Here is a 25,269-nt window from a genome sequence, read left to right as displayed (position 1 = left end):
CACCACGTCTCACAGAAAGGGGAACCCGTATGACGACCTACGGCCTGCTGGTCTTCGAGGACGCCGAGGAGCTCGACTTCGTGGGGCCCTGGGAGGTCTTCACGGTCTCCGCCATGCTCCGCGACGGCGCCGACTCGGCCGTGCTCGTCGCCGAGCACCCCGGCCCCGTGCGCTGCAACAAGGGCCTGCGCGTCCTGCCCGACCACACCCTCGACGATCATCCGCCGCTGGACGTGCTGCACGTGCCGGGCGGCCGGGGCGCGCGCGAGGCGCAGCTGCACAACCCGGTGGTCACCGACTGGATCGGGAAGACGGCGCAGCGGGCCGCGTGGGTGCACGGCGTGTGCACCGGCACGTTCCTGCTGCACGCCGCGGGTACCGCGCGCGGGCGGCGGGTGGCCACGCACTGGAGCCGGGAGGACACCCTCGAGGCACGCGGCGACGTGACGGTCGTCCGGGACGTCCGCTACGTCGTGGACGGCAACCTGGTCACCAGCCAGGGCGTCTCGGCCGGTATCGACAGCGCGCTGTGGCTGGTGGGGCGGCTGCACGGCCGGGACCACGCGCGGGCCGTGCGGCGCTACATCCAGTACGACCCGGCGCCGCCGTACCTCGCGGACGAGCCCGTCTGATCCACCGGCGGGCCGGTCGCTGCATGGGTGGGGCAGCCTCGGGCAGTCGATGTTCATGGGCGGTGACAGGGGCGACGACGGGCAGGGACGGCAGGCGGGCGAGTGCGGGCACCGGGCGGTGCCGCATCCGGAGAACATCCGGATCGAGGCGTGGGCCTCGTGCCGGGAGCACTGTCTGGCGGAGGCCGTCCTGGCGATGGTGGAGTGCTTCGCGGACGTCTCCGGAGTGCGTCCGACCGCCGTGGACCGGGTGCGGCTGGCCGAGGCCAGCGACGACGACCTGCTCGCCTCGCTGCTGGACGAGGTCATCTTCCGGCTGGAGGTGTACGGCCAGGTGCCGGTGGACGTGGAGGCGGACGAGGCCGACGGCGGGCTGGACGTACGGCTGGCGGTCACCGGCCTCGCGGACGTGGAGATCACCGGAGCGGTCCCGAGGGCGGTGGCGTGGGACGAGCTGCGGATCGGGCCGGGCCCGTACGGGTGGTCGTGCGCGGTGACGGTCGACGCCTGACCCCGCCGTCCGGGGTGCGCCTACCGTGGAGGTGTGGGCGGCGGCGTCGTGACGCTGTTCCTGTGCGGTGACGTGATGCTCGGGCGCGGCGTCGACCAGATTCTGGCGCACCCCGGTGATCCGGCACTGCGGGAGGCGTACGTCGAGGACGCGCGGTCCTACGTCCGGCTGGCGGAGTCGGCGCACGGCCCGGTGCCCGCGCCCGTCGGCCCGTCCTGGCCGTGGGGTGAGGCGCTGCGGGTGCTGGAGGAGGTCGCCCCGGACGCCCGGATCGTGAACCTGGAGACGTCGGTGACGTCCGCGGACACGTTCGCCCCGGACAAGGAGATCCACTACCGGATGCACCCGGCCGGCCTGCCCGCCCTGGCCGTGGCCCGGCCCGACGTGACCGTCCTCGCCAACAACCACGTCCTGGACTTCGGCCGCCCCGGTCTGCTGGAGACGCTGGACGCGCTGGCCCGGGCGGGTCTGCGGGCGGCGGGTGCGGGACGTGACGCCGCGGAGGCGTACGCGCCCGCCGCGGTTGCACTCCCCGGGGGCCGCCGGCTGCTGGTCTTCGCCCTCGGCGCGCGTTCCAGCGGCATCCCGTCCGGCTGGGCGGCGACGGCGGACCGGCCCGGTGTGGCGTACGTGCCCGAGCTCTCGCCCGCCGCGGCCGGCACCGTACTGCGGCACGTCCGGCGGGCCCGCCGGGCCGGTGACCTGACGGTCGTGTCCGTGCACTGGGGCACGAACTGGGGGTTCCGCGTGCCCCGCGAACAGGTCCGCTTCGCGCACGCCCTGGTGGACGGCGGGGTCGACGTCGTCCACGGCCACTCCTCGCACCACCCCCGCCCGCTGGAGGTGTACCGGGACCGGCTGATCCTGTACGGCTGCGGCGACTTCATCGACGACTACGAGGGCATCACCGGCTACGAGGAGTACCGCGACGACCTGCGCCTCGCGTTCCTCGCCGCGGTCGAGGCGGACAGCGGACGGCTTGCGGGCCTGCGCATGGTCCCGTTCCGATCCCGCCGGATGCGCCTGGAGCCCGCGTCCCGCGAGGACCGCACATGGCTGCGGACGACACTCGACCGGATCAGCGACGGGGTGACGGTGACACCGGCACCGGACGGCTCGCTGACGCTGACGCTGAGGGGTGGGTGAACCTGGGTGGTGGCTCGGCCGGGAGTCAGCCCGCCCAGGCCATCAGGCGGTCACGGTTCTCCGGCGCCCGCAGCCGGGCGAGGGACTCCTTCTCCAGCTGGCGGACCCGTTCGCGGGTCAGGCCGACGCGGCGGGCGACCTCGTCGCGGCTGCGGGAGTGGCCGTCGTGCAGGCCGTAGCGGAGGCTGAGGATCATGGCCTCGCGGGGCGCGAGCGTGCCGACGGCCTCGTGCAGTTCCTCGGCGAGGGCCTGGTACTCGGCGACCTCCGGGGCCTGGAGCACCTCGGTGTCGGGGATGAGGTCGCCGACGACGGTCTCGCCGGTCTCGTCCACGGGCGTGTCCAGGCTGACGGCCTGCCGGCCGACGCGGCGCAGCCAGCCGATCCTGTCGGCGGCGAGGCCGCTCTCGCGGGCCACTTCGTCGACGCTCGGTTCGCGGCCCAGGTCGAGCTGCAGCCGCCGTTCGATCTTGGCGACCTTCTGGAGCTGCTCGACGACGTGCATCGGCAGCCGTACGGTGCGCGCGTGCGCGGCCAGGCCCCGCTCGATCGCCTGGCGGATCCACCAGGTCGCGTACGTGGAGAACTTGAAGCCCTTGGTGTGGTCGAACTTCTCCACGGCCCGGATCAGCCCCAGGTTGCCCTCCTGGATGACGTCCAGCAGGGGCAGCCCCCGGTGGGCGTGCCGTTTGGCCATCGACACGACGAGCCGGAGGTTGGCCCGGACCATGTGGTCCTTGGCGGCCTGCCCGTCCCGTGCGGCCTCCTCCAGCTCTCCGCGCCGCTCCGGCGCGAGGTCGATCTCACCGGCGTCGGCCCGTTCCAGTTCCTCCAGCGCCCGCACGCCGGCCTGCATCCGCCGGGCGAGCCGGACCTCGTCCTCCGCCGTGAGCAGCGGTGTCGCCGCGATCTGCGTGAGGTACTGGCCAAGGAGGTCGGGCTCCTCGTCGGGCTCGGGGATGCGGTTGCGCAGCCGTGCGGTGCGGGCGGGGGCGCGGCGGTCCTCCCGGGGGTGTGCCGCGGGGTCTTCTGCCAGGGGAGACATTCTCGTGGTCCTCCGTCCCCTGCCTCTTTCCGGCGCGTTACGGACGGCTCACGGGTACCCGAGGCCATCGGTCCCGAACCGCATGTCCGGGTCCCGCGGGGGTACCCCGGGGCACATGACCGGCATCGAACTGCGCAGCAACGCGTTCAACGACCACTCCTTCATCGCGCGCCGGTACGCGTACGAGGGACCGAACGTCTCTCCGCCGCTGACCTGGAGCGGCGTACCGGACGACGCGGCCGAGCTGGTCCTGCTCTGCGAGGATCCCGACGCCCCGTCGGGCACCTTCGCGCACTGGGTCGTCGTCGGCATCGACCCGCACAGCGACGGCGTCGAGGCCGGGCACTGCCCGCCGGGCGGCACGGAACTCGTGAACGGCTACGGGCAGCGGGGCTGGGGCGGCCCGCATCCCCCGCCCGGCGACGACGCGCACCGCTACTTCTTCCGGCTCTACGCCCTGTCCGAGCCGTGCGTCCTGCCCGACGCGCCCCGCGCGGACCAGGTGCACGAGGAGGTCGAGAAGCGCCGTATCGCGGACGGCACGCTGGTGGGTCTCTACCAGCGCTGAGACGGCCCGCGCACACGCAGGGCGCCTGACCGGCCGACCCCGGGCCGGGGCAGCTCGCCGGTCGGCGAACGCCCCCGGCCCGGGCCGGCTCAGATCGCCCCGGGGACGTCCTCAGTGACGCCGTTCAGCGGTGAGGACGGGTCCGCGCCGTACGGGCGGGTGATGATCTCCAGGCCGTGGCCCGCCGGGTCGAGGAAGTACACGCCCCGGCCGCCGTCGTTGCGGTTGATCTTGCGCGGGTGGTTGCCGTGCGGGTCGGCCTGGATCGGGATCCGGGCCGCGACGAGCCGGGCGAGGGCCTCGTCGAACTCGTCCTCGGAGACGAGGAACGCGTAGTGCTGCATGGGGATGTCGGCATCGATGGTGAGGAAGTCCAGCGTGACGCCGTTGGCGGTCGTCACCGGCAGGAACACCCCGGCCGGTGCCCCGACCTCCAGGCCCAGGATCTCCGCGAGAAAGCGGGCGGACTTCTCCCGGTCACGGGACAGGACGATGGTGTGATTGAACTCGACAGACACGGTTGAATGCCTCCACGGGCATCTTCGCGGCGCCTCCATGCCTCACCCGGCCGGTGACCGACACGCGATGCCGCGCGTGGATCGTAGACAGCGGCGGGTGTGGTCGTCGAGCGGTTTTCGGCCGTATCGCGCGGCTCGCGTCCGGCAGCCCAAGTGCCCTCGCCCGTACCCCTGTTGGCCTGCGCGACCCTGACAATTGTCAGGGACCGCGTCGCCCCTGCTCTCCCTACAGTTCTGAGCGTCGGCCACACCTCAGGGGGAACTCGACATGTCCACTCGCATCTTCGCCAGGGCCGCGCTCGTCGGCGCCGGGGCGCTCGCACTGCTCGGCCCGCTCACCGCGGGGACCGCGGCCGCGTCCGCCGCCGGTGAGCAGGGCGGCGCCCGCGTCATGGCCGCGCCGTACGCGGTCGTGCCGTACGAGGCCGTCAACGTCCGCTACGGCCCGGGCACTTCCCACGGGATCCTCGCCACCGTTCCGGCGGGCCAGCCGCTCGGCGCCTACTGCTGGACCCGCGGCGAGCGCATCACCGACAACGGCTATTCCAACGACGTCTGGGTGAAGCTCCTCGAGGGCTACGTCAGCGCCGTCTACCTCAAGGGCAACGAGTACGGCGACCTGCCGGCCTCGGCGCGCTGCTGACCCGGACCATGACCACGCCCGACCACACCATCGTCCTACGGGGGACAGACACATGAAGCGAATGATCAGCCGTACCGCCTTGGGCCTCGCCGTGGCCGCGCTCGCCGTCGGCGGCCTCGCCACCACCGCCCAGGCGGCCCCGGCCGCCGCTGCCAACGGCGGCGACCCGACCCTGACCGACGTCTACGTCTGGGCCACCGACGTCAACCTGCGCCAGCAGCCGACCTCCGACTCCCCTCGTCTCGCGGTCCGTTCGAAGTGGTGGGCGGACGCCGTGTGCCAGACGCAGGGCCAGACCGTGCGCGACCCGGCCGTCGGCACCAACAACTGGTGGACGGCGGTCCAGGAGTTCGCCGGCAGTGACATCGCCTGGGTGAACAACCTGTACATCCGGGGCGGCCAGAAGATCGCGGGAGTCCCGGACTGCTGACGCACCCTGCGCCACAGGGGGCGGACCGGAGCACCGGCCGCCCCCTGTGGCGTGTGTGCGGCTCAGTACCAGCCGGTCTGGGTCAGGTCGTGGCCGTCGCACGAGAGCAGGGCGCGCGAGACGCGGCCGTTGAGGTTGTTGCCCATCTGCGTGTAGGCGTAGGTGATGCCGGAGTCGACGGTCTCGGAGACCCAGCCGTCGACCCGTCCCACGCCGTTGTCGGAACGCTGGAGTACGGCGGCGCAGCCGGGCCGGGAGTTCTCGATCCGGGCGAAGGAACCGCACTTTTCGGAGTAGAAGTACTTCAGGGCCATGCCTTCGGCGTACTTGGTGGCCCCGACCTGGCGGAAGGTGCCCGAGCAGTAGTTCATGGTGGGGTACTGCCCCTCGTTCCCGTAGGCCCCGTAGTTGCCGCCCGAGTGCGGCGTGGCGTGGGCGGCGGTCGGGAGGAGCGCCATCACCGCGGCGGCGCCCCCGGCGGCCAGCAGTGTCCTGAGCGATCGGCGGCTCATGAGCCCCCTCTTTCGTGTGTGTCGGCGGATGTCGTGGTCGTGCGCGGGCGAGCCGGCGGTCCGGCCGGCGCATCGCTCACAGGGGTGACCGTACGGACGGTCACCAGGCCGGCGACACCTGACATTTATCAGGGTCGACCCCCAGGTCGTCCCGTTTCGGAAAGGGCAACCATGCGTGTGCTCCTGCGCGGCGCCGCCGCGCTCGCGACCCTCGTGACGGTCGCGTCGCTCACGGGCGGTGCGGCCGCGGTCCCCCGGCCGGGGACGGCCGCCCCTTCGGCACGGGCCGCTCTGGTCCCGGACGGCGTCACCGCCGGGGTCGCCGTGTTCGGCCCGGCTCGGTCTGCGCGACACCGCGCCGCCGCCCGCCGGGTACGAGGGCTACTGGGGCTACACCGCCCTGTCGGCCCGGGACACCGTCGCGATCTACCGCCACCTCCTGGACAGGGCGCCCGCCCCCGTCCGCGACTTCGTCATGGACAACCTGCGCCGCTCCACACGCTGCGCCTCGGGCCACTTCGACCAGCACTTCGGCATCGCGGGCTCGTTCGACCGCCCATGGGCGGTGAAGCAGGGCTGGTCCGGGGAGTACGCGAAGGGGACGTGCGGCGCCTCGGAAACGGCGGCCGAGCCGGAGCCGGCCGCCGTTCCCGGGACCAAGGCCACCGTTCCCGGGACCAGGGCCGCCGCCGTGGACCTCACCCGCCCGGCACTGCACACCACCGGCACGGTGGGCGCCGACGACCGCACGATCGTGGCCGTGCTGACGCTGCATCCGGCCGGCACGCCGTACGGGAAGGCGTACACCGGCCTCGGGCGGCTGACCCGCTCGCTGAACGTGCCGGGCGGGGTACGGCCAGCGGGGACCTGGTTCGGCACCTGGGGCGAGTCCGTGAACGTCCGCAAGGGCCCGGCCACGGACGACGCCCGGGTCACGCGGCTCCCGGCCGGGGTCGAGGTGCTGGTGGGCTGTCAGGTGCGGGGCCAGGTGGTCAGTGTGCCGCCCTACACCAACGAGTGGTGGGCTTATCTGCCCCAGTACGGCGGCTACGTCTCCAGCATCTACATCAGCTCACCCGGCAACCGCCTGCCGGACGTCACGGAGTGCGGCTCGGGAGGTCAGCGCTCGTAGGCGGCGAGGTAGCCCAGCACCTTGTCCACGTGCGGGCGTACCCGTGCGGGGACGCCGCCCTCCTCGATGACCGTGCGGTCGCTGGTGCGGTAGCCGGCCGCGACCAGCGCGGGCAGGTCCTTCTTCGGCAGTCCCTCCTGTTTGAAGCGCTGGTCGAGCCAGCACACGTACAGGCTCATGGTGGCGATCGCGTCCGGCGGCGACATGTGGTCCTTGTCGCCGTCCCCGTCGCCGTCCACCGCCCAGGCCCGGAACACCGACGGCGTCCACATGGCGATGCCGTACTCCTCGCTCTCCGGGCGGGCGGCGTTCACGTCGAAGCCGCTCTCGGCCTTGAGCAGCGCGGCGAGGAGGGCGGGGGTGATCTCCTCGTCGGTGCAGCGGTGGGCGGCGCGGGCGATGACGGGGCGCAGCGCCTCGGGGACGTCGGAGTTCTCCGGGATCTCCCCGGGGACGGGGCTGTGTGTGCCGGCGACGGGGGCGGGGGCGCCCCGGTCGCGGTCGTCGTCCTGGGTGTCGCCGAACCCGCCGAGGAGTGCCGCCCCGGCGAGTGCGGTGGCGGTCAGCACGGCGAGCCCGGCCGCCACGGCCGGCACCAGGCGTCGCCGGCTCGGGTGCGGACCGCGGGTGAGGTCCTCGACGCGGGCGGCGACGTCACGGGCCGTGTGCGGGAGCCGGGTGGTGTGGTCCGGCGCCAGGCAGTCGGCGATCAACCGCCGCAGGCCGTCATCGAGGCCGGCGTCGAGCCGCAGGGGTGCGGTGCCGCGTGCGTAGGCCTGGGCGGCGAGGGAACGGGCCCGGGCCGTCGCGCCGGGGAAGGGGTGGAGCCCGCCGGCGAGCACCTGGTGGGCGAGGACGCCGAACGCCCAGATGTCGGCGGTGGGCCGGACGACGGCGCCCTGGGTGCCGGTGCGCTGGGACCACCACTCGGGCGGCAGGTGGTCGAGGGTGCCGAGCGGCGGCAGATGGGCGTGGGTGCCGTCGAGTTCGGCGGCCAGCCCGAAGTCCGCCAGCCACACCTGCCCGGCCGGGCCCAGCAGGACGTTGGCGGGCTTGAGGTCGCCGTGCACCCAGCCGGCGTCGTGCATGTGGGCGAGTCCGGCGGCGACCCCTCGCAGGACGCGGTCGGCGCCGTCGATCGGCCCCCCGGTGACAGCGGTGTCCAGGACGTCCTTCAGGCTCGCCTCGGCACGGTCCATGACCAGCGCGAACGCGCCGTCCAGGGTGGGCAGTTCCGGTGCCTCGACGGTGCACACGGCGTGGGTCCGCACCAGGTGGGGGTGGTCGGCCTCGGCGCTGAACCGGACCTCGCGCTCGACGAGTTCACCGAGCGCGGCGCGCTGCCCGGGCCCGAGTGCGCCGGTCGGGAGCACCTTCACGGCCACGGGCGTTCCGTCGGCGACGGTGCGGGCCTCGTACACGGTCCCCCAGCCGCCGGAGCCGATGACCGCGCCCACCTCCCAGCCGTCGATCCGGAAACCCTCCGGGAGGCGGGGCGGCCCGGGTATCTCCAGGTCGTCCGCCATGTCGTCCGGGACGTCGGGTCTCGTCATGCGCCGGCCTCCTGGGGTGTGAGGCGGCCGGCTGCGCGGGACGGCAGCAGGCTGAGGTGTTCCTCGCGCACCAGGCCGAAGCGCAGGGCGACGGAGGCGAGCCGGGAGCGCTTGGCTCCGGTGCGGCCACCGTCGGCTCCGGTCGCGGTCTCCTCACCGAGGTCCAGGCGCAGTTTGGCGAAGGCCAGGTAGTCGATGTGGTAGTTGACCGCGGAGCGGGTCAGGTCCCGGCAGGTCTCCAGCGGCCGCAGCCGCTCCACGATCTGCCCGACCCCGGGCAGCGCCGAGTCGGAGGGGTCGCGCAGCCGGGGTTCGCACAGGGCCACGAGCACGAGGAAGTACTTCGACGTCGGGTCCAGGGCGAAGGGGTGGACGGTCAGTTCCCCGCCGCCCGGCGCGGCCTGCTCGCCGAGGTAGGCGTGCTGCGGTGCGAACACCTTGAAGGCCGCGGTGCCGGACAGGGCGGGGAGCACCACGCGCGAGAACTCGAACGGCACGGGCGCGCCGAGCCGCCCGGGGGCGACGGTCAGGTACTCGCCGGCTCCCTCCAGGTTCTCCACGACGTACGACACTCTGCGGCTGAAGTTGGACAGCCGCCAGTAGTCCCCGGCCGCCTCCAACTGCCCGGCGCGGCGCGAGATCCCGGGGTCGGTCAGCATGATGCGCACTCCCGCCCCGCCGGACGTGCCGCGGCCGAAGTCGGCGATGTCCCCTGGCCCGAGATGGATCAGGTCGGGCCTGCCCGGGTCGTCCCCGCCGCACTGGGCGGGGCCGGGCAACTGCACGATGATGGTTTCCACGCGGACTCCCCCGCTGCCGACGCCCCCGATTTGGTCGCCAGGATTGTACGGGCGCCACTCCGCTCGCGCGGAGGCGGCAGGGCCCGCGTCAGCGGGCTGTTCGCGGACGCCGTGCGACGAACACGAACTCCCGTCCCGGCCGGTCGGGCGCGTCGCGCACGTCCTCCACGGCATAGCCCTGCGCGACGAGTTCCGACTCGACCTCGTCCCGCTCACGGAAGCGCAGTGTCGACTCCGACGTCAGCACCTGCCCGTCCGCGGCGAACACATAGGTCCAGCGGAACGTCACCAGCGGCCCGCGCACATCGAGCAGGTCGACCCAGGACTCGACGTCGCCCACACCGGGGACGTCCGTCACGGTGTACGTCGCCTCACGGTTCCACTCCTCCCAGGCACGGCGGGCCGGCACCCGCGTCTCGAACACGAAACGGCCGCCGGGCCGCAGGGCCGCACGGGCCCCTCGCAGGGTCCTCCGCCAGTCCTCGGGATCGACGACCGCCTGGGCGACGTTGCCCGTCATCGTGGCGAGGTCGGCCGTCAGGGGCGGGAGGGTCGTCGCATCACCGTGGATCCACCGCACCCGCTCGCCGCCCGGCTTGCCGCGGGCCACGTCCAGGGACGCGCCGGCGGGATCGACACCGACGACGTCGACGCCGCGTTCCGCCAGCAGCAGCGCGAACACGCCCGTGCCGCAGCCGATGTCGAGCACCCGGCGCGCCCCGAACTCCTCCGCCATGCGCAGGTACGGTTCGAGATCGGCGCGGTCGGGGTCGAGCGGGTCGTAGACCGCGGCGAGCCGCGGATGCCGGAAGCACTCGTCTGCCATGCGTCCGAAACTACTCAGCCCAGGCAGATGACGAGCAGGCAGAGTTCCTTGGAGTTGGAGTCGGAACCGGAGTTCGAGGGGGGCGTCGCGGCCGGGGTGGGGCTCGCCGTGGCCGGGGTCGTGTCGGGGGACGTGGCCTGCTGCGAGTCCTTGCCGGTGCCGGCCGCGGGCGGGGTCGTCCGCTGCTCGGTCACCGTCGACGTGGACTTTCCGGCGCCGCCGGTGACGGAGTCGACCGTGTCCGGGACGCTGGTCCTCGGCTGCGTCGTCCTGGGCAGCTCGCGGGGCGCTGCTGCCGCGTCCGTCCGCGGGTCCGCCGGTGTGCTGCGCGCAGTGGTGGCCCGGGGCTTCTCGCGCTGCGAGGTGCGGCCGGCGTGCGGCGGAGTGGTGGGCGTGGCCGCGGACCGCGCGGTGTCGCTCCGGGTGGACGTCGGTTCGGTGTACTCGGGCGCCTGACCGTCGGCGCCGCCCATGGTCCTGTCCCCGGGCGCCGCGGCCGACGGCACGCCGTTCGTCGAGTCACCCTTCATGGCGGCGACGGTGAGGCCGCCTCCGACGAGCGCGACGGCGGTCGCCACCACGGCCCGGCGCTGGTTCTTCTTCCAGCGGGCCATCTGACGGCGCCGCGCCGCGCGCCCCTGCTGCGGGGCCTGGTAGCCGTCGGTTCCGGTCACGGCCTCCGGGGCGTCGTGTCCGTCGGACGGGTCGGTGGCCGGGGGCTCGTGGCCGCCGGACGAGCTGAGCCCCAGGGGCTCGTGGCCGCCGGACGGGTGGGCGACGGGGCTCTCGGGGCGGCCGCCGGACGATCCGGTGTGTGCGAGGGGCAGCTCCCGCGTGCCGGCGCGGTTCGTGTCCCACACGCTGCCGTCGTCCCACACGTTCTCGGCGCGCCACGCACCGGAGGCGGCCGGGTACTCCCATGCGGCCGGGCCGGTACGGCCGTCGGCGGCGGGGTCGATGTCCGGGGCGTAGGCGCCGCACCCCGGGCAGACCAAGGCGCCGTTGAGGTGCCGACGGCACGAGGAGCAGTAGTCCATGTGTGGTCTTCCCGATCTGGCTGTGTCGGCGGCTCGCCCGCCGCGACCTGGTCACGTTCGCACGTGGGATCGAGCCGTAACGCTAACGAGACTTTGGAAGGGGGATGTGCAGCATGTGTGACACCCCTGAGCAGATCCTCGGGATCTCGCGTGCGCTGTAAGCGACTCGTGACTAAACGCGGCGAGCGTGGGCATCCTCGGGCCCCTGCCGCTCGACGCCACCCGGTCCCGGCCCGCCGAGCGGGATTCTCGCGCGCTCGTGCTCCCCAACTCGCCTGATTTTCCCGCGAACTGACGCACAACCCTTTGAGTGTCCGGCGGGTCACATCATGCAGGAGCAACCACTCGAAGAGTTGCAAGGGGGAAATATGCGATTCACCCGTTCCGTCCTGGCCGCGTCGGCTTTGGCGGCGCTGACCGTGGGAACCACGACCGCCCTGGCGTCACCCGCCTCCGCCGCGCCCAACACCACTCCGCAGAAGGTCTGCGGAAGCGCCTACAAGACCGTGAACTCGGCGGCCGTCGGCTCCCTGGGCACGGTCTACCTGACGTACAACGCCGCCAACGGAAAGAACTGCGTCACGACCATCCGCAACAGCCCCGGCACCGCCGTGGACATGTCCGCCTGGATCTCCGTGCCCGACACCGAGGAGTACGACGAGGACGCCGGGCGCTTCACGTCCTTCGCCGGACCGACCTACGTCTACGGCAAGGGCCACTGCGTCGACTGGGGCGGCAGCATCAAGAACGTGTACGTGCAGGTGTTCGGCTCCAACTGCGGCGCCTTGAAGGAACACCGGGTCACGTTCACCCGCTGACCGGGGCCTGACCATCCCGGACCGTTGAACCACCGTGAAACACCCCCTGCCGGGCCATCACGCTCCCGCCGCCGTCGCGCGGGAGCCGTGGTGGCCCGGTGCCGTTCCACGGGACACGGCCGAGCGGTCGCGGTCGTTCACGCCTCGCCGCGTACCTTCAGCACCACCTTGTTGAGCACCCACAGTCCGATGCCGATGGCCACCAGCACGCCCGCCCGGACGTAGACCTCCGCGGGCCGGTCGGACAGCGGGCTGGCCAGGATCAGGGCGGTGATCGCACCGAGCACCGGCAGGGCGGTCGGCGTACGGAAGTGCTGGTGCCCGACGCGGTCCCGGCGCAGGACGAGGACGGCGATGTTGACGACGGCGAAGACGCACAGCAGGAGGAAGGCCGTGGTGTCGCCGAGACCCTCGATCTCCCCGGTGGAGACCAGGCCGATGGCGAGGAGCGACACGAAGACGATGCCGACGACCGGGGTGCGGCGCCGGGGCAGTACGCGGCCCAGGGCACGCGGCAGGATGCGCTCGTTCGCCATGCCGTAGCAGAGGCGGGACGCCATCATGATGTTGATCAGTGCCGAGTTGGTGACCGCGAACAGCGCGATCAGGGCGAAGAGTTTGGGCGGGAAGTCGATCCCGCCGGCCTTGACGACCTCCAGCAACGGGCCGCTGGAGTCCTCCAGCACGCGGTAGTCGACGAGCAGCGAGGAAACGAGGGCGACCAGGACGTAGATGGTGCCGGTGACGGCGACGCCGATGAAGATGGCGCGCGGGAACGTCCGTACGGGATCCTTGGTCTCCTCCGCCATGTTGACGGAGTCCTCGAAGCCCACGAAGGCGAAGAAGCCCAGGGCCGTCGCCCCCAGCACGCTGGTGAGCAGCGCGTAACCGCTGCCCTCGGCCTGGAACTCGCCGAGCCGGGAGGGCTCGCCGTCACCGGTCAGGACGGCCCAGGCGCCGATCGTGAGGATGACGAGCAGGCCGGTCAGTTCGACCACGGTGAGGACCACGTTGGTCTTCACGGACTCCGACACGCCCCGCAGGTTCAGGGCCGCCAGGGCGAGGATGAACAGGATCGCGACGAGGGTGGGCGGAAGGAAGTCCGTGAACTCGGACAGGTAGTCGCCGCTGAACGCGCGGGCCGCCGCGCTCGCCGAGGACAGGCCCGAGCACATGACCATGAAGGCGACGATGAACGTCAGGAAGGGGACCTGGAACGCCTTTTGGGTGTAGAGCGCGGCTCCGGCCGCCTTCGGGTACTTGCCGACGAGTTCGACGTACGAGGCGGCTGTCAGGATGGCGACGACGAACCCGATGACGAACGGCAGCCACAGCGCCCCGCCGACCTTGCCGGCGACCTGACCGGTGGTGGCGTAGATGCCGGTGCCGAGGATGTCGCCGATGACGAACAGGATCAGGAGTCTGGGACCTATGGCACGCCGCAGCGGGGTGTCGTCCCCTCTGTCCGGCGCGGCGGCTGCATCCCTGTCGGTTGTGGACACGAAAGCTCCCTGAGGCGTTCGATGGACACGGACCGGAACACCGTCTCCCTGCCCGGTAGGCCGGGAGTGATGCCTCGCAGCCGCTACCGATGAGGACCCCTCCCCCATGCCCGTGCCCGCCGACCCGACAGTCCTGCATCCGATGCCCGAGCAGCCCCGGGTGGTACTGCTCAAGCCACTTGTGAAGTCCCCGCTGATCGAGGTCGGGGAGTACTCCTACTACGACGACCCGGACGACCCGACGGCGTTCGAGACGCGCAACGTGCTCTACCACTACGGGCCGGAGAAGCTGGTCATCGGCAGGTTCTGCGCGCTGGGCACCGGAGTGCGGTTCCTCATGAACGGCGCCAACCACCGCATGGACGGCCCCTCGACCTTCCCCTTCCCCACCATGGGCGGCTCCTGGGCCGAACACTTCGACCTGCTCACCGGCCTGCCCGACCGGGGGGACACCGTCGTCGGCCACGACGTCTGGTTCGGCCACGGCACGACGGTCATGCCCGGCGTGCGGATCGGGCACGGGGCGATCATCGCCTCCGGCGCCGTGGTCACCGGCGACGTGCCGGACTACGGCGTCGCCGGCGGCAACCCGGCCCGCCTCATCCGCACCCGCTACAGCGACGAGGACGTCGCCCGGCTGCTGGCGGTGGCCTGGTGGGACTGGCCGGCGGAGCACATCACCGAGCACGTGCGCACGATCATGTCGGGCAGCATCGCCGACCTGGAGGCCGCCCGGCCTCCTGCCTGAGGCGCCTTGGCGCGCGCCCTCATCGCGGGCCGCCCCGGGCCCGGTCGCGGAAGGCCGCCGGGGTCTCCCCGGACCGCTGCCGGGAGAAGCGGGCGAAGGCCGTGGGCCAGGGGAAGCCTCTGCACCCGAAGCACCCAGGTCCACGACCTGCCCGAGGCCGCCGAGTGGCTCACCCGGCTGCAGCGGCTCTCCGCCCGCCGCTGACCACCGATGCACCAACACCCGGAAAGGACACCGGACATGGCCGACCCGACCGCCACCGTCTGCCCCCACTGCGCCCACCAGAGCGCCGACCTGGTCTTCAGCTCCCCGTCCCGGGCGTCTGGGACGTGCTGCAGTGCCCGCAGTGCCTGTACATGTGGCGCACGAGCGAGCCCGACCGCCGCACCCGGCGCGACGCATACCCAAAGGGGTTCCGGATGACCGCCGAGGACATCCGCGACACTCCCGAGGTACCCGCCGCCCCACCGCTGAGAACGCCTTGGGCTCAGTTGGTGCGGTCGGACCAGCCCGGCGGGAGGTCTCCGGGGGCCGTGGAGACGACCGTGTCGTCGTCGGGGCCGACGTACTCGAAGAGGGTGATCTTGGCGAATTCCGGGACGACGTAGATCGGATAGGTCGGGCCCTCGTCGCGGTACTTGCGCATCTCGTCGAGGTGGTCGTTCTGGTAGAGGACAGTGCGTTCGCCGTGTTCCTCGACCCAGCGCGGGAAGAAGATCACGCCGTGCAGGCGGCGCTTGCCGGGCATGACGTTGACGGAGACCGACGTACCGGTGGGCTCGTTCCAGGAGATCTTGTAGTGGTCGTCGTCCAGTTGGACGAGGTCGACCGGCTGGTCCTTGACCCAGCGGCCGCCCACCATGCCGGAGTAAATCCGGTAGTCGATGGTGGTCGGGTTCTTCACGTACATCTCGTACTGCCAGCCGTTGGCGTAGGTGTAGATGAAGCGGTGGCCGACGATCCCGGCGAGCTCCTGCGCGGGGACAGGGTTCTCGACGGTGGTCACGTGTGCTCCGTTGCTGGCCATGGGGGTACCTCCTTGCTGCCGCGCGTGTCACTGCGGCGGACCGTACGAGTAGCCCCGTTCGCATAGGCTCAACATCGTTGCGGCGCGAGGGTTCGGAAGGCGGAGACATGAGGCGTGACGAGCTGATACGGCCGGTGCCCGAGCTGTTACGGAACCACGCCGAGATGGCCGGGCAGCGGGTCGCCTACTCCGACTCCGCGCGCAGCGTCACCTACGCCGAGCTGGAGCGGCGCACGCGCTCCCTGGCCGTCCACCTCACCCGGACGGGACTGCGGCGCGGCGACCGGGTCGCGATCTGTCTCGGCAACCGCGTGGAGACGGTGGAGAGCTGCCTCGCCGTCCTGCGGTCCGGGATGGTCGGCGTCCCGCTCAACCCGCGCTCCTCCGACGCCGAGTTGGCCCACTTCCTCCAGGACAGCGGCGCAGCGTTCGTCATCACCGACGCCGCGCACCTCGCACAACTGCGGCGCCTGGGACCGCCGTACGACGGCCTGGGCGCCCTGGTCACCGGGAGCGGACCGGTCCCGGACGGCGCCCGGTCGTTCCGGAAGGCGGCCGAGAGCGACGCCGAGAGCGACGAGGACGCGGAGATCGACACACTCGGCCTCGACGATCCGGCCTGGATGCTCTACACCTCCGGCACCACGCACCGGCCCAAGGGCGTGCTGTCCACGCAGCGGGCCGCGCTGTGGTCCGTGGCCGCCTGCTACGCGCCGGTCTTCGGTCTCTCGCCCGACGACCGGCTGCTCTGGCCGCTTCCGCTGTTCCACAGCTTCAGCCACTCGCTGGCGATCCTGGGCGTGACGGCCGTGGGCGCGAGCGCCCGGATCGCCGGTGACCTTCTGCCTCCGGGCGGTCTGCGGCAGGAGCTGCTCACCGCGCACGCGGGGCTCGGCGGGCCGTTCACCCTGCTGGCCGGTGTCCCCGCGACGTATCACCGGCTGCTCGGCCCGGGCGGCGAGGCCCCGCCGGCGTTGCGGCTGTGCCTCGTGGCCGGGGCGCCGAGTGGTCCCGCTCTGCGCGCGGCCGTGGAGGAGACCCTCGGGGCGCCGCTGCTGGACGCGTACGGCAGCACCGAGACCTGCGGCATGATCGCCGTCAACCGTCCCGACGGGCCGAGGGTCGACGGCTCCTGCGGCGCGCCCGTGCCGGGCGTGGACGTACGCGTCGTCGATCCGCGCAGCGGTGAGGACGTCCCGGACGGGGCCGAGGGCGAGGTCTGGGTGCGGGGGCCCGGCCTGATGACCGGGTACCACGAGCAGCCCGAGGCGACGGCCGCCGCGCTGCGGGACGGCTGGTACCGCACCGGCGACCTGGGCCGCCGCGTCGAGCACGGCCATCTCCGGCTCACCGGCCGGGTCAGCGAGCTGATCATCCGCGGCGGCGAGAACATCCACCCCACGGAGATCGAGCAGGCTCTGGCGCAGTGCACCGGCGTGTCCGAGGCCGTGGTCGTGGGGGTGCCGCACGACGTGCTCGGCGAGGTGCCGGTCGCCTTCGTCGTACCGGGTCCGGACGGGTTCGACGCACGGCAGGTGCTCGCCGAGTGCCGGACCCGGCTGGCCGACTACAAGGTGCCGGCCGAGATCCGCGAGATCATGGCCGTCCCGCGCACCGCGTCCGGCAAGATCGCCCGGCACGAGCTGACCGCCCCCGCTCCGGCCGCCCCGGCCGCGCCCGGCACCGCCCCGGCGGCCCTGCGCGAGCGGCTTCTGCCCCTCTCGCGCGGCGACCAGGAGCGCGCGTTGCGCGAGACGGTGCTCGCCGAAACGGCCGGGGTCTGCCGACGCGCACCGGGCGATCTGCCCGACGCGGACAGTCCGTTCACCGATCTCGGCATGACATCCGTCGGCGTCGTCGAACTGGTGGACCGGCTCGGCGCCCTGACCGGTCTGAGCCTGCCGTCGACGCTGGTCTTCGACCACCCGACGCCGGCCGCGGTGGCCCGGCATCTGCGCGGGGCGCTCTTCGAGGGCGGGCCCATGGCGCGCCCGCAGCCCTGCGGCGGAACGGACCGGTCTCCCGAGGACGATCCCGTCGTGATCGTCGCCATGGGCTGCCGGTATCCCGGTGACGTGAACTCTCCCGAGGACTTGTGGGAGTTGGTGTCACAGGGGCGGGACGCGATCTCGGAGTTCCCGGCCGACCGCGGCTGGGACCTGGACGCCCTGTACGACCCTGATCCCGACCGGATCGGCACGTCGTACACGCGACACGGCGGGTTCCTGCACCGGGCAGCGGAGTTCGACGCCGGGCTGTTCGGGATCTCGCCGCGCGAGGCGCTCGCGATGGATCCGCAGCAGCGGCTGCTCCTGGAGACGTCCTGGGAGGTGTGGGAGCGGGCCGGGATCGCCCCGGCGTCCGTGCGCGAGAGCGACACCGGCGTGTTCGTGGGCGTGATGTACGGCGACTACTCCGCCCGCTTCTCCCGCCCCCACGACCTGGAGGCGCACCTCGGTCTGGGCTCGGCGGGCAGCGTGGCCTCCGGGCGGATCTCCTACGTCTACGGTCTGCGCGGTCCCGCGATCACGGTAGACACCGCCTGCTCGTCCTCGCTGGTGGCATTGCACTGGGCGGCGCGGGCGCTGCGCTCGGGCGAGTGCTCGCTGGCGCTGGCCGGCGGGGTCACGGTGATGGCGACGCCCAAGCCATTCCTCGCCTTCAGCCGGCAGCGCGGGCTGTCGCCGGACGGGCGGTGCAAGTCGTTCTCGGCGGCGGCCGACGGTACGGCCTGGGGCGAGGGCGTGGGACTCGTCCTGCTGGAGCGGTTGTCCGACGCGCGACGCAACGGCCATCCGGTCCTGGCCGTGCTCCGCGGCTCCGCCGTGAACTCCGACGGCGCCTCCAACGGGCTCGCCGCGCCCCACGGCCCGGCACAGCGACGGCTGATCACGCGGGCGCTGGCGGACGCGGGGCTGCGCGCCGGTGACGTGGACGCGGTGGAGGCCCACGGTACGGGCACCCGGCTGGGCGACCCCATCGAGGCGCAGGCCCTGCTGGCCACGTACGGACAGGGCCGCGAGCGGCCGCTGTGGCTCGGGTCGGTCAAGTCCAACCTCGGGCACACGCAGGCGGCTGCCGGAGTCGCCGGCGTCATCAAGATGGTGCAGGCCCTGCGGCACGGCGAACTGCCCCGGACCCTGCACGCCGGCTCGCCCACGCCGCACGTCGACTGGTCCGCCGGCCGCGTGGAACTGCTGACCGCGCCCCGGCCCTGGCCGGTCTCGGACCGGCCCCGGCGTGCGGGGGTCTCGGCCTTCGGGATCGGCGGGACCAACGCGCATGTGATTCTGGAGGAGGCGCCGGAGGAGGAGACGGCTGTCTCCCGGGAGGCAGCCGCGGCGCCGCCCGGTCCCGGGCTGCTCGCCACCGCCGTTCCGTGGCTGCTCTCCGCCGCCGACGAGACCGCCCTGCGCACCCAGGCCCGACGGCTGGCGGACGAGGCGGCGAACCGGCCGGGCCTGTCACCTGCCGACATCGCCCACTCGCTGGCGGTGTCGCGCTCGGCCCTCCCCCACCGCGCGTTCGTGCCGGCCGGTGACCGCGCCCGGATGCTGGACGAGCTGGGCGCTTTCGCGCGGGGCCGGGACACCCCGGGAGTCGTCCGAGGACTGGCCGACCAGGAGATCCGCACGGCCTTCCTGTTCACCGGGCAAGGCGCCCAGCGCCCCCGGATGGGCGCCGAACTGCGCGCCGCCTTCCCCGTCTTCGCCGACGCCTTCGACGAGGTCTGCAGGTACCTGGACGACCGTCTCCCCCAGCCGTTGAGCGCCGTGCTGTCCGCAGAGCCGGGCTCGCCGGAAGCGGCTCTGGTGGACCGTACGGACTTCACCCAGGCCGGCCTGTTCGCCTTCGAAGTGGCGCTGTTCCGGCTGCTGGAGTCCTGGGGCGTGCGGGCCGACCGGCTTGTGGGCCACTCCGTCGGCGAGTTGGCGGCCGCGCATGTCGCCGGCGTGCTCGATCTGCCGGACGCCGCGACACTCGTCGCCGCGCGCGGCCGGCTGATGCAGGCCTTGCCCGACGGCGGTGCGATGGTGGCGCTGGACGCGACCGAGGAGGAAGTCGCCGCAGCGCTGCCGGGGTTGGAGGCGCTGGTGGCCGTCGCCTCCGTCAACGGGCCCCGTGCGGTGGTGATCTCCGGGGAACGGGACGCCGTGCTCGCGATCGCTGCCGGCTTCGAGGCACGCGGCCGCAGGGCCGTCCGGCTGCGCGTGAGTCACGCCTTCCACTCGCCCCTGGTGACGCCGATGCTCGACGCTTTCCTGGTCGTGGCAAGCGAGTTGACCTTCCGCCCGCCGCGCATTCCCATCGTCTCCACCGTGACGGGCCGGCTCGCCGATCCCGCAGAACTTTGCTCGCCCGAATACTGGGCGCGGCACGCCCGGCTGCCCGTGCGCTTCGCCGACGCCGTGCGCCGGCTCGCGCACGACGGGGTGTCCGCCTACCTGGAACTCGGTCCCGGGCCCGTACTCACCGCGGCGGCCACCGACTGCCTGACCGACGCGCCCACGAGCGGCCCCGTTCTCGCCGTGGCCACCCGTGGCGGTGCCTACGAACCGGAGACACTCCTGTCGGCCGTGGCGCGCCTGCATGTGGCCGGGGCCCCCGTCGACTGGGCGGCGGTGTACGCGGGTTCCGGCGCGCGCCGCGTGGATCTGCCGACGTACGCCTTCCGGCGGCAGCGGTACTGGCTGGACGCGCCGCGCCCGGCGACGCCCGGCGCCGGGGCCCTGCTGGGGCCCGCCTTCCCGGTGCCGGACACCGACCGGACGGTGCTGACGGGGCTGTTGTCCCTCGCGACTCAGCCGTGGCTCGCGGACCATGTCGTCGCCGGGAGGGTCGTCGTGCCGGCGACGGTGTTCGTGGAGATGGCCTTGCGAGCGTGCGAGGAGGTGGGCTGCGGGACGGTGGACGAACTCGTGATGCTGTCGCCCGTCGTCCTGTCCGGTTCCGCGGGGGTGCGGGTCCAGGTCGTGGTGGGAGCGCGGGACGACGGCTCGGGCCGGCGGCCGGTCGACGTCTACTCGCGATCGGATGAGACGGGGCCACAGGAGTCCGTGGCTGCATGGACCCGGAATGTCTCCGGGCAGCTCGGTCGGGTCCGCGCTCCCGGGGAGGTGCCGGCCCAGTGGCCGCCCCAGGGCGCCGAGGCGGTGGAGCTCACAGGTGCGTACGCCGCCCTCGCCGACGCCGGGCTCGCCTACGGGCCTGCCTTCCAGGGGGTCGACGCGGTGTGGAGGCGCGGCGACGACGTCTTCGCGCAGGTCCGGCTGCCCGCGTCGCACGCGCCGGAAGCGGACCGCTTCGGACTCCACCCGGCGCTGTTCGACGCGGCCTTGCACGCGCCACTGCTGGCCGAGTCCCCCGGCACGAGCCCGGTCCGGGTGCCGTTCGCGTGGAGCGGAGTGAGCCTGCACGCCTCGGGGACCACGGAGTTGCGGGTCAGGCTGACGCCGACGGGTCCGGACACGGTTTCGCTGACCCTGGCCGACCCGTCCGGCCGGCTCGTGGCACGCGTGGACTCGCTGACCAGCAGGGAACTCCCGACCGACCGGGCAGACGGGGCCGACATGACGGACGGCCTCGTAGGAAGGGCCCTGCTGCGCCCCGAGTGGGACGTCCTCGCCGTCTCCGGGGACGCCGAACAGCGCCCCTGGGCCGTGCGGGGGCCGGACGAGCTGAACCTCGCCGACCACCTGCCCGGCGGCACGGATTGCGAAGTCGTCGCCGTCACAGCCGTCGCCCGCGCGACCGGCCCCGATCCGCTGTCGGCCACGCACGAGTTGACGAGGCGCGTCCTCAAAGCGCTGCAGGACTGGCAGGACGACCCGGGCACGGCGGGCTCACGGCTGGTCGTGGTCACCCAGGACGCCACCGGTCGGGTGCCGGACCTGGCGGGTGCGGCGGTCTGGGGGCTGGTGCGCGCTGCGCAGTCGGAGCTGCCCGGTCGTGTCGTCCTGGTGGATGTCGACGGGCGGCCCGAGTCCCTGCGGATGCTGCCGTCGGCCGTCGCCACCGGTGAGTCCCAACTCCGGGTGCAGGGCGGCCAGGTGACGGTTCCGCGGCTGGCTGCGGCCCGTGGTGCATCGGCACCGGTGGCCCTCGGCGGCCCGGACGGTACCGTGCTGATCACCGGAGGCACCGGCGCGCTGGGCGCGGAGCTGGCTCGTCACCTGGTCGCCGAACACGGCGTACGGCATCTGCTGCTGACCGGTCGCCGTGGGCCGCAGGCACCCGGAGCAGCAGAACTTCGCAACGAACTGGAGGAGTTGGGAGCCCGGGTCGGCATCGTCGCCTGCGACGCGGCCGACCGTGCCGCGCTGGGCGAGGTGGTCAAGCGCTGCGAGCCGCCGCTGACCGCTGTGGTGCACGCCGCCGGGGTTCTCGACGACGGCGTGCTGGACTCGCTGACCCCCGAGCGGATGGCGGCCGTGCTGCGGCCGAAGGCCGACGCGGCCTGGCATCTGCACGAACTGACCCGGGTCATGGGGCTTTCCGCGTTCGTCCTGTTCTCCTCCGTCTCCGGGCTGCTGGGCCGGGCGGGACAGGGCAATTACGCGGCCGCGAACTCGTTCCTCGACGCCCTCGCCCTTCGCCGCGCCGCCGAGGGGCTGCCGGCCGTCTCGCTGGCGTGGGGCCCGTGGGAGCACGCCGGGGGCATGGCGGCGGGGCAGCCCCCGCAGCGCCCATCGGCACGTGAGGTGGTGATGCCGTTGTCCACGCGGCAGGGCCTGGCCCTGTTCGACGCCGCTCTGCGCTCGACGGAGCCGGTCCTGGCACCGGTCCTGCTGGAGCGGGCGGCGCTTCGGTCCGACGGGATCGGCGCGGGGCACCTGCCACCGCCGTTGTTCGGACTCCTCCGGCAGAACGGGCCGACTGCCGCGGCGACGGCCTCGGGCTCCTCCGGCTGTCCCGGGTCCCCCGGCCAGATGCTGAAGCCGGGGGCCTGGCGGAAGCGGCTGGCCCCGCTGTCCTCCGGCGAACGGGAGCCGGTGCTCGTGGAGTTGCTGCGGGCCGACGTGGCCGCGGTGCTCGGCTATCCGGACGCCGACGCGCTCCCGGCCGGCAAGTCCCTCGCCGACCTGGGGTTCGACTCCCTCACCGCCGTGCAGATCCGCAACCGGCTGAGCATGGCGCTGAAGCTCCGGCTGTCGGCCGCGGTGGTGTTCGAGCACCGTACGGCCGAGGAACTGGCACGCCACCTGCTGGGCCTGCTGGACGGCGAACCGGCCGCGGCAGCCGCTCCCGAGGCCTCGGGAGCCGCCGACGCCGCAGGGGCCGCTGACGCCGGAGAGAGCGCGGGGCCCACGCGGCCCGAGCGGTCGGCGTACACCCTCTCCTCGCTCTTCCGGACGGTCAGCGCCGCCGGACAACCGGTGGCGGCGATGCATCTGCTCGTCACCGCGTCCTGGGCGCTGCCCACCTTCACGGCCGACCGGGGCCGCGATCACGCGCTGCCCCCGATCCGTCGCTCCCCCGGCCGCTCCGGTTCCGGAGGGCCGACGGTCGTCTACTTCCCGGCCTACCATCCGTCGCTCGCGTCGGACGGCGGGGACTTCCCTCGCTTCCACCGCGCCTTCCAGGACGATCTGCAGGCCCTGGAGGCCCTGGAGGTCCTGGAATTCCCGCATCCCGGGATCGGCGCCGGTGCGGCCGTGCCGCAGGACCGTGACGCGCTGGCGCGTACGCAGGCCGAGAGCGTGCTGCGGCACGTCGGGGACAGGCCCTTCGTGATCGTGGGACGGTCGGCCGGCGGCAACGTCGCGCACGTGGTGGCACACGAACTGGAGAACGGGGGCCGGGCACCGGCGGGCCTGGTGCTGCTGGACACGTACCACGTCACGCCCGACAACAGCGGCAAGGACTGGCTGCTGTCCCTCGGCGCCCCGCCGCCGCGGGAACGCTCCGTGCAGGACACCACCGGTCAGCCCCTCGTCACCGGGGACGACGACAGCGCCCTGGCCGCGATCGGCGCCTACAACCGGATCTTTCTCGGCTGGGACCCCGAGCCGGTCGCCACGCCCACGCTCCTCGTACGCGCGCTGCGGCCCACGCCCGCCATGGCGGCCTCCGCCGACGCGGACGACTGGCGGACGTCCTGGCCAACGGCGCACGACGTCGTGGACGTCCCCGGAAACCACCTGACGATGATGCGGGAAGAGGCGGAGACGACCGTGTCGGCGATCCGCACCTGGATCGACGCGCGAACGGCGAAGGGAGACCGATGAGTTCCGCCCAGCACCCGCAGGACTTCGACGTCATCGTGGTCGGCGGCGGCCCGGCCGGGGCCACCGTCTCGGCGGCCGTCGCCCTGCGCGGTCATCGCGTCCTCCTCGTCGAGAAGGAGACCTTCCCCCGGTACCAGATCGGCGAGTCCCTGCTGCCCTCCACGGTGCACGGCGTGTGCCGGATCCTCGGCGTCGAGGACGAGATGGCGCGTGCGGGCTTCAAGCCGAAGCGCGGCGGCACGTTCCGGTGGGGCCGCAACCCGGACCCCTGGCAGTTCTCCTTCGCGCTGTCGCCCCGGCTGGCCGACCCGACCTCGTTCGCCTACCAGGTCGAGCGGTCACGGTTCGACGCGATCCTCCTGGACAACGCCCGCCGCGTCGGCGTCGACGTACGGGAAGGCTGCCGGGTGACCGGCGTGCTCGCCGACGAGGAGCGAGTCCGCGGGGTGCGCTGGACCGGGCCCGGCGGCGAGGTCCGCGAGGCCGCCGCCCGGTATGTCGTGGACGCCTCCGGCAACGGCAGCAGGATCCACGCGCACGTCGGCGGAAAGCGGATCCACTCCGACTTCTTCCGCAACATCGCGGTGTTCGGCTACTTCGCCGGCGGCGCGCGGCTCCCGGCGCCGAACGACGGCAACATCTTCTGCGCCGCCTTCGACGAGGGCTGGCTCTGGTACATCCCGCTCCGGGACGACCTGACCAGCGTCGGAGCCGTGGTGGCCCGCGAGAACGCCGAGGCCGTCCAGCGGGACCCGGCGACCGCCTGGCGCCGCATGATCGACGCCTGCCCGGAGGTACGCGGCTTCCTCGACGGCGTCCCGCAGGCCACGGAGCGGCCCTACGACCAGGTCCGCGTCCGCAAGGACTGGTCGTACTGGAAGGCCCGGCTGTGGCGGCCCGGCATGGCACTCGTCGGGGACGCGGCGTGCTTCGTCGATCCGGTGCTGTCCAGCGGAGTCCACCTCGCGACCTACGGCGGGCTGCTCGCGGCCCGGTCCATCAACGGCTGCCTCGCCGGAAACCCGGACGAGACGCGTCTGTTCGCCGAGTTCGAGGCCCGCTACCGGCACGAGTACGGCCTGTTCCACGAGTTCCTCGTCTCCTTCTACGATCTGCACCAGGACGAGCGGTCGTACTTCTGGAAGGCGCGCAAGGTCACCAGCGTCGGCACGACGGAACTCGAGGCGTTCGTCGAGCTGGTGGGCGGCCTGGCGTCCGGCGACGCGTCGCTCACGGGAGCCGGGCCGGCGGGTGAACGGCTCACCGCGGCCGCCGGTGACTTCGAGCGAGCCGTACGCCGCCTCCCCGACGCCGACGACCTGCGCAATCCCCTCTACGAGTCCGAGACGTTCCGGCAGGTGTTCCAGGAGGGAACCGTCCTGCAGGAACGGGGCCTGTTCGGCGGCCCGTTGGAGGCCGAGGCACCGCTGCGCCCCGGCGGTCTGGTCGCGTCGCAGGACGGGCTGGCCTGGGTCGAGCCCGGGGCGTAGGCCACTCGTGTGCGCCCTGTCCGGCCGGACGGCCGCCCGCACGGCGCCCCTGGCCCTCCCTCTCATCCCAGTAGGCCTGTTTTGTGCCTGTCCTCGTCCGCCC

Annotated in this window: 20 protein-coding genes and 1 pseudogene; 12 read left to right on the top strand and 9 right to left on the bottom strand. The window is 73.1% G+C overall.

Going from position 1 to position 25,269, the window contains the following annotated elements; all coding sequences use genetic code 11:
• The first annotated feature begins 29 nt into the window (after positions 1 to 29).
• From ABZ192_RS22185 to ABZ192_RS22175, 3 genes are read left to right on the top strand one after another with little or no spacing between them, the layout of a single operon-like run.
• Positions 30 to 632: a DJ-1/PfpI family protein gene (locus tag ABZ192_RS22185; RefSeq protein WP_356926168.1), complete on the top strand. Its 603-nt coding sequence runs from the start codon at positions 30 to 32 to the stop codon at positions 630 to 632.
• A 55-nt stretch (positions 633 to 687) separates the two neighbouring features.
• The gene (locus ABZ192_RS22180) at positions 688 to 1,143 is read left to right on the top strand and encodes an archease (RefSeq protein ID WP_356926167.1); all 456 of its coding nucleotides are present in this window, start codon (positions 688 to 690) and stop codon (positions 1,141 to 1,143) included.
• 33 nt (positions 1,144 to 1,176) lie between these two features.
• A complete protein-coding gene (locus ABZ192_RS22175; RefSeq protein WP_356926166.1) occupies positions 1,177 to 2,289 on the top strand; it encodes a CapA family protein in 1,113 nt (370 codons plus the stop codon).
• 25 nt (positions 2,290 to 2,314) lie between these two features.
• On the opposite strand, the gene ABZ192_RS22170 is transcribed toward ABZ192_RS22175, so the two are convergent.
• The gene (locus ABZ192_RS22170) at positions 2,315 to 3,334 is read right to left on the bottom strand and encodes a sigma-70 family RNA polymerase sigma factor (protein WP_356926165.1); all 1,020 of its coding nucleotides are present in this window, start codon (positions 3,332 to 3,334) and stop codon (positions 2,315 to 2,317) included.
• Positions 3,335 to 3,449: 115 nt separating this feature from the next.
• Here ABZ192_RS22170 and ABZ192_RS22165 point away from each other — a divergent pair, with 115 nt between their 5' ends.
• Positions 3,450 to 3,902 carry a YbhB/YbcL family Raf kinase inhibitor-like protein gene (locus tag ABZ192_RS22165; RefSeq protein WP_356926164.1) on the top strand — a complete coding sequence of 151 codons (453 nt, stop codon included), beginning with the start codon at positions 3,450 to 3,452 and terminating at the stop codon, positions 3,900 to 3,902.
• Positions 3,903 to 3,991: 89 nt separating this feature from the next.
• Here ABZ192_RS22165 and ABZ192_RS22160 read toward each other — a convergent pair whose 3' ends face one another.
• Positions 3,992 to 4,420 (bottom strand): VOC family protein, encoded by a 429-nt coding sequence (locus ABZ192_RS22160; RefSeq protein WP_020275995.1) that lies wholly within the window; start codon positions 4,418 to 4,420, stop codon positions 3,992 to 3,994.
• Between the two features lie 268 nt (positions 4,421 to 4,688).
• Here ABZ192_RS22160 and ABZ192_RS22155 point away from each other — a divergent pair, with 268 nt between their 5' ends.
• Positions 4,689 to 5,063, top strand: coding sequence for an SH3 domain-containing protein (locus ABZ192_RS22155; protein ID WP_356926163.1), 375 nt, complete (start codon positions 4,689 to 4,691; stop codon positions 5,061 to 5,063).
• Between the two features lie 52 nt (positions 5,064 to 5,115).
• Positions 5,116 to 5,493, top strand: a complete 378-nt coding sequence (locus ABZ192_RS22150; protein ID WP_356926162.1) for a peptidase M23 — start codon at positions 5,116 to 5,118, stop codon at positions 5,491 to 5,493.
• A gap of 62 nt (positions 5,494 to 5,555) precedes the next feature.
• Here the strand turns inward: ABZ192_RS22150 and ABZ192_RS22145 are convergent, their stop codons facing one another.
• Positions 5,556 to 6,005 carry a hypothetical protein gene (locus ABZ192_RS22145; RefSeq protein WP_356926161.1) on the bottom strand — a complete coding sequence of 150 codons (450 nt, stop codon included), beginning with the start codon at positions 6,003 to 6,005 and terminating at the stop codon, positions 5,556 to 5,558.
• Between the two features lie 238 nt (positions 6,006 to 6,243).
• On the opposite strand from ABZ192_RS22145, the gene ABZ192_RS22140 reads away from it, so the two are divergent.
• Positions 6,244 to 7,137 carry a hypothetical protein gene (locus ABZ192_RS22140; RefSeq protein WP_356926160.1) on the top strand — a complete coding sequence of 298 codons (894 nt, stop codon included), beginning with the start codon at positions 6,244 to 6,246 and terminating at the stop codon, positions 7,135 to 7,137.
• On the opposite strand, the gene ABZ192_RS22135 is transcribed toward ABZ192_RS22140, so the two are convergent.
• The 4 genes from ABZ192_RS22135 to ABZ192_RS22120 all read right to left on the bottom strand — a co-directional run bounded on the left by ABZ192_RS22135 (position 7,125) and on the right by ABZ192_RS22120 (position 11,353).
• Positions 7,125 to 8,690 (bottom strand): serine/threonine-protein kinase, encoded by a 1,566-nt coding sequence (locus tag ABZ192_RS22135; RefSeq protein ID WP_356926159.1) that lies wholly within the window; start codon positions 8,688 to 8,690, stop codon positions 7,125 to 7,127. The genes ABZ192_RS22140 and ABZ192_RS22135 overlap by 13 nt on opposite strands.
• A complete protein-coding gene (locus ABZ192_RS22130; RefSeq protein ID WP_356926158.1) occupies positions 8,687 to 9,490 on the bottom strand; it encodes a serine/threonine protein kinase in 804 nt (267 codons plus the stop codon). The genes ABZ192_RS22135 and ABZ192_RS22130 overlap by 4 nt, the downstream gene beginning before the upstream one ends.
• Before the next feature lie 88 nt (positions 9,491 to 9,578).
• On the bottom strand, positions 9,579 to 10,316 hold the full coding sequence (locus ABZ192_RS22125) for a class I SAM-dependent methyltransferase (RefSeq protein WP_356926157.1): 738 nt from the start codon (positions 10,314 to 10,316) through the stop codon (positions 9,579 to 9,581).
• A gap of 14 nt (positions 10,317 to 10,330) precedes the next feature.
• Complete coding sequence (locus tag ABZ192_RS22120) at positions 10,331 to 11,353, bottom strand: hypothetical protein (RefSeq protein ID WP_356926156.1); 1,023 nt, start codon at positions 11,351 to 11,353, stop codon at positions 10,331 to 10,333.
• A gap of 368 nt (positions 11,354 to 11,721) precedes the next feature.
• Here ABZ192_RS22120 and ABZ192_RS22115 point away from each other — a divergent pair, with 368 nt between their 5' ends.
• On the top strand, positions 11,722 to 12,171 hold the full coding sequence (locus tag ABZ192_RS22115; protein WP_356926155.1) for a spore-associated protein: 450 nt from the start codon (positions 11,722 to 11,724) through the stop codon (positions 12,169 to 12,171).
• 137 nt (positions 12,172 to 12,308) lie between these two features.
• Here the strand turns inward: ABZ192_RS22115 and ABZ192_RS22110 are convergent, their stop codons facing one another.
• Positions 12,309 to 13,673, bottom strand: coding sequence for an APC family permease (locus tag ABZ192_RS22110; protein ID WP_356926154.1), 1,365 nt, complete (start codon positions 13,671 to 13,673; stop codon positions 12,309 to 12,311).
• 106 nt (positions 13,674 to 13,779) lie between these two features.
• On the opposite strand from ABZ192_RS22110, the gene ABZ192_RS22105 reads away from it, so the two are divergent.
• Positions 13,780 to 14,421: a CatB-related O-acetyltransferase gene (locus ABZ192_RS22105; RefSeq protein ID WP_356926153.1), complete on the top strand. Its 642-nt coding sequence runs from the start codon at positions 13,780 to 13,782 to the stop codon at positions 14,419 to 14,421.
• 356 nt (positions 14,422 to 14,777) lie between these two features.
• Positions 14,778 to 14,834 (top strand): annotated as a pseudogene (locus ABZ192_RS22100) (hypothetical protein); the annotation flags it as partial.
• Between the two features lie 74 nt (positions 14,835 to 14,908).
• Here the strand turns inward: ABZ192_RS22100 and ABZ192_RS22095 are convergent.
• Positions 14,909 to 15,448: a phenolic acid decarboxylase gene (locus ABZ192_RS22095; RefSeq protein ID WP_356926152.1), complete on the bottom strand. Its 540-nt coding sequence runs from the start codon at positions 15,446 to 15,448 to the stop codon at positions 14,909 to 14,911.
• A gap of 107 nt (positions 15,449 to 15,555) precedes the next feature.
• Here ABZ192_RS22095 and ABZ192_RS22090 point away from each other — a divergent pair, with 107 nt between their 5' ends.
• Both ABZ192_RS22090 and ABZ192_RS22085 read left to right on the top strand, forming a co-directional pair.
• Positions 15,556 to 23,676, top strand: coding sequence for a type I polyketide synthase (locus ABZ192_RS22090; protein WP_356926151.1), 8,121 nt, complete (start codon positions 15,556 to 15,558; stop codon positions 23,674 to 23,676).
• On the top strand, positions 23,673 to 25,166 hold the full coding sequence (locus ABZ192_RS22085; protein ID WP_356926150.1) for a tryptophan 7-halogenase: 1,494 nt from the start codon (positions 23,673 to 23,675) through the stop codon (positions 25,164 to 25,166). Before ABZ192_RS22090 ends, ABZ192_RS22085 begins: the two co-directional genes overlap by 4 nt.
• Positions 25,167 to 25,269 lie beyond the last annotated feature (103 nt).

Source organism: Streptomyces sp. NPDC006235 (assembly GCF_040613735.1).
In the GTDB taxonomy this organism is placed as follows: domain Bacteria; phylum Actinomycetota; class Actinomycetes; order Streptomycetales; family Streptomycetaceae; genus Streptomyces.
The sequence above is the reverse complement of the archived record's forward strand: the minus strand, read 5'-3'. Positions and strand labels throughout refer to the sequence as shown.